Origin of the sequence: Bradyrhizobium uaiense, assembly GCF_010811875.1 — a bacterium.
In the GTDB taxonomy this organism is placed as follows: Bacteria; Pseudomonadota; Alphaproteobacteria; order Rhizobiales; family Xanthobacteraceae; genus Bradyrhizobium; species Bradyrhizobium uaiense.
On the sequence record NZ_VKHP01000420.1, the window covers coordinates 1 to 3,790 of the forward strand.

A 3,790-nucleotide genomic window follows, 5' to 3' on the forward strand; every position below is an offset into this window, starting at 1 on the left:
GATATTACCGACCTGCTGCCCATCAACTTCCACAAAGCCGCCACTGCCTGAACGGCCCGGTATCGCCCGATACTAGGGCAATCCATCAAAACCGCCGGCGTCAACGTGCGGGGAAAATCGCGCTTACGAAACACCTACGAGACAAGCCGGAGCGAAGGGCTACACACACTGGAGCTAGTGCTAGTCGCCTGCGTTACCTTGCACTGCACAGCCGCGCGGCTTTCCTTCGACCGAAAAGAAACGCGCGAAGGAGTTAGTATCGATTGCTTTAGGGTGACGGCCGCTGATTTTGGAGCGGCGCGTCCACTTCATTCGGCCGCGAATACGCCACCCCGATTACATTCTTGGAAATAATTAACTCGAGTGAAAACGTGCGATTTGCCTTGGACACGTGTCCTGATCGCGCAAACGTATCAATTTCCACGTCCTGGAACTCAAGAAACTGGCGATCCATCGGAAAACACGCCTTATACACCGCCTCTTTCAAAACGAAGAGATCGCGCCGCTTGAGCGTGTGTAGATCGTACATCCGTCGCTCGCTAGGAGTGGCAATCAATGCGATCAGGTTTTCCGGCAGAGGTTCATTCGGCTCAATGTCGATGCCGAGAGCTGCAATCTTTTTCGTTCCTGCAATAGCGGCGGCCGCGACCGTAACGTGGTGCGCCAAAGATCCGACCACTCCCGTCGGCCAGATCGGAACACCAGAGCGCGTCTTCGGAATCGCCATTGGTGGAAATCCCAATTGCCCAAGAAGTGTTCGGGCGGCTGCTCTTGCGGCACCGCTTTCGCGGCGGACTTTGGCAACGGCGCGTCCTATAGACATAACTTCGGAAGCGTACAGGGTGGATTCGTCGCAGGGTTCTATCGGACGGATACCGACCATGATGTTCCGTTGATCAATTGTGACAATCTCCATTATTTGGTTCAATCAGCTTTTCGAAGTGTCGACCAGAGCGACGCGCGGCGGCCCCTCCTATGGATCGCTTCTGACCAGCGCCTGAATTTGATCAGGGGGCAGTTAGATTCTCGGGAGCTATTGCAGCGAGACCGAAGTCTGGACCACCGAGCCGTTTGCCGGGGCTTGAGACTGACCTTCGAACCCCAGCTTTTGGAGAGGAAGTCCTTGTCTATTTAACAGTCCCGATTACCGCCCTTGAAATGGCCCGAGCCAGAACTTGCCGGTTTTCTGAATTGCTCACCATTGTCGTGTGGTTGCCCGGCATCCGGACCGCATGAATGGCCCCCGCATCCAAAATCAAGTCCCAACCCTTAGTTGGCGAGTTTGCCTTGTGATGCAGTTGTTCGTCAGGTGGTACCCCAGAGCTGATAAGAGGCTCACTGGCATAAAACTGATGTATCTCGATCGGGAGCGGCGGAACTCGGTACGATTGTAGCGCCCGGTGAAATACCGCGGCCCTTTGATACTTCGAAACATCGCCATGGAGATCGTGGTCTGGAGGTAACGCTCCCATTTGCTGCGCCTTTTCGAGCAACTCAGAAATCGAACAGTGTTCGGTGTATCCTTCGAAAACCTCGCCGTATGCATCGCGAGAGATACCACAACGCTCCAAAACAAATTCTCGAGCCAAATTGATATGTGATGCGTTTGAACAATCTGCAGGTGAACTAACGTCGATAAACGCCATGAATGATACGACTTCGTCGCTGCTCAGTAATTGCTCGGCAATTGCATAAGCCAGAATTGCACCGGATGAGTATCCAGCCAAGCGGTATGGGCCTCGTGGCTGTATCTCTTTAATCGCAAGGATCGCCTCGGCGGCCATTGCCTCAAGAGTGGGTGGACAAACGTCATTGAAGGGCGGCCAAGGCAGAGCGTAGACGGGGCAATCTACATCCATTTCCGCCACTAAACCAGGTACATAGGAACAGTCTCCAAAACCTGAGGGGACAAAGAAGAGCGGTGGCTGCGATCCGGTTGATCGAACGGAAATTACCCCCCGGCTACTGGGCTGTGGCTCCACATGAATCTTTGACGCAAATTCCTTCAGAACAGGGGTTTGGAAGAGGTCGGCAGCGCTAAAGCTCAGCCCAAGTTTTAATGCTCGACTGAGCATCTGCACGGCCAAGAGCGAGTGGCCGCCGAGTTCAAAGAAGTGGTCGTGGCGCCCGATGCGCTCGACACCGAGAAGCTCGGCCCAGATCCGCGCCAGCGCGGTCTCGACCGCGCCTTGCGGCGCCTCATAGGCCGCCAGCGCATAGGCCTCGTCGGCCGGCGCCGGCAGTGCCTTGCGGTCGAGCTTGCCGTTCGGCGTCAGCGGCAGCGCCGCGATCGGCACGAACGCAGCCGGCACCATGTAGTCCGGCAGCCGGCTACTCAAGTGCGCGCGCAAGGCGCCCGCAAGTCCGCCTGCATCACCCTCGTCCGTCCCGGTCTCGGGGGCGCCGGTCTCCGGCGCGCAGACCACATAGGCGATCAGATGCTTGTCGCCGGCGCGGCTCTGGCGCGCCACCACCACCGCCTCGCGCACAAAGGCGTGCTCGCACAGCTTTGCTACGATCTCGCCAGGCTCGATGCGGTAGCCGCGGATCTTCACCTGGTCGTCGTTGCGGCCCAGGAACTCAATATTGCCGTCCGGCAGATAACGCCCGAGGTCACCGGTCCGGTACAGCCGATCGCCCTCGACAAAGGGACTGGCGATGAACCGCTCGGCCGTCAGCTCAGGACGGTTCAAATACCCGCGCGCAACCCCTGCCCCGCCGATGTAAAGCTCCCCCACTGCGCCAAACGGCACGGGCGCGCCATGGCCATCCAGCAGGTAGACCCGCGTGTTGGCGATTGGACGCCCGATCGGGACCACTGACCCATCAAAATCAGCCGGGCAATTCCAGACCGTCGCGCAAACTGTTGTCTCGGTCGGGCCATACGCGTTGACAATTGATGCCGGGGCAAGACTTCGGATGAGTTCAGCCTTCGGCAGCTCGCCAGCAAGAATGAGAACTTGCGAAGCCAAACATCCCAAATTCTTGCTTGCCGGTAGCAACGCGGGGGGTAACGTCGCATGGGTGATAGCTTCGCTTCGGAGATAATCCGATAGCTTGTTACTCGCTTGACGGATCTCGTCCGCAGGCAAGTGCAATGCGGCTCCAGAGCCAAACGCCATAACAAGCTCCCAAGCGCTTGCATCAAAACCCATGGAGGCGAACTGCACGACTCGGCTCTTAGAAGAAGCGCGAAAAAGGCCGAGCTGAGTAAACAGTAGATTGACCAATCCCCGATGCTGGATCATGACCCCCTTTGGGGTCCCCGTGGAGCCTGAGGTGTAGATCACATAGGCAAGGTGACTGGATGTGAGGCCAAGCGCGCGCGGGTCGGGGTCCGAATCCGGCCGGTCGGCCCAGGCCGGCGTGGCCGTCGCCAGATCGACCACTGTCACAGCATCCAGCACCTCACGGCCGAGTGCTGCGCGGCCGGCGGCATCGCAAAGCAGCAGCCGCGGCGCGGCATCGTCGACAACCTGCCGCAGCCGTTCGCTGGGATAGGCCGGGTCCAGCGGCAGATAGGCACCGCCCGCCTTGAGGATCGCCAAAAGCCCGGCCACCATCGCCAGGCTGCGCTCCAGGCAGATCGCCACCGGCTGGTCCGGCTTGACCCCGAGGGCGATCAAATGATGCGCCAGCCGGTTGGCCCGTGCGTTGAGCTCACCATAGCTCAGCCGCTCATCTTCGCAGACCAGCGCCACCGCTTCCGGCGCTTTTTGCACCTGTGTCTCGAACAGCTCATGGATGCACCGTTCCGACGGATAAGCTGCCGCCGTCCGGTTCAAATCCT

General features: G+C 58.8%; 2 protein-coding genes. Both read right to left on the reverse strand.

The annotated features are described in order from the left end of the window. Window positions 1-268 precede the first annotated feature (268 nt). Window positions 269-916 carry a 4'-phosphopantetheinyl transferase family protein gene (locus FNJ47_RS45080; RefSeq protein ID WP_163163106.1) on the reverse strand — a complete coding sequence of 216 codons (648 nt, stop codon included), beginning with the start codon at window positions 914-916 and terminating at the stop codon, window positions 269-271. A 211-nt stretch (window positions 917-1,127) separates the two neighbouring features. Next, window positions 1,128-3,790 (reverse strand): non-ribosomal peptide synthetase (locus FNJ47_RS45085; protein WP_163163108.1); only part of this gene is annotated, 2,663 nt, incomplete at its 5' end.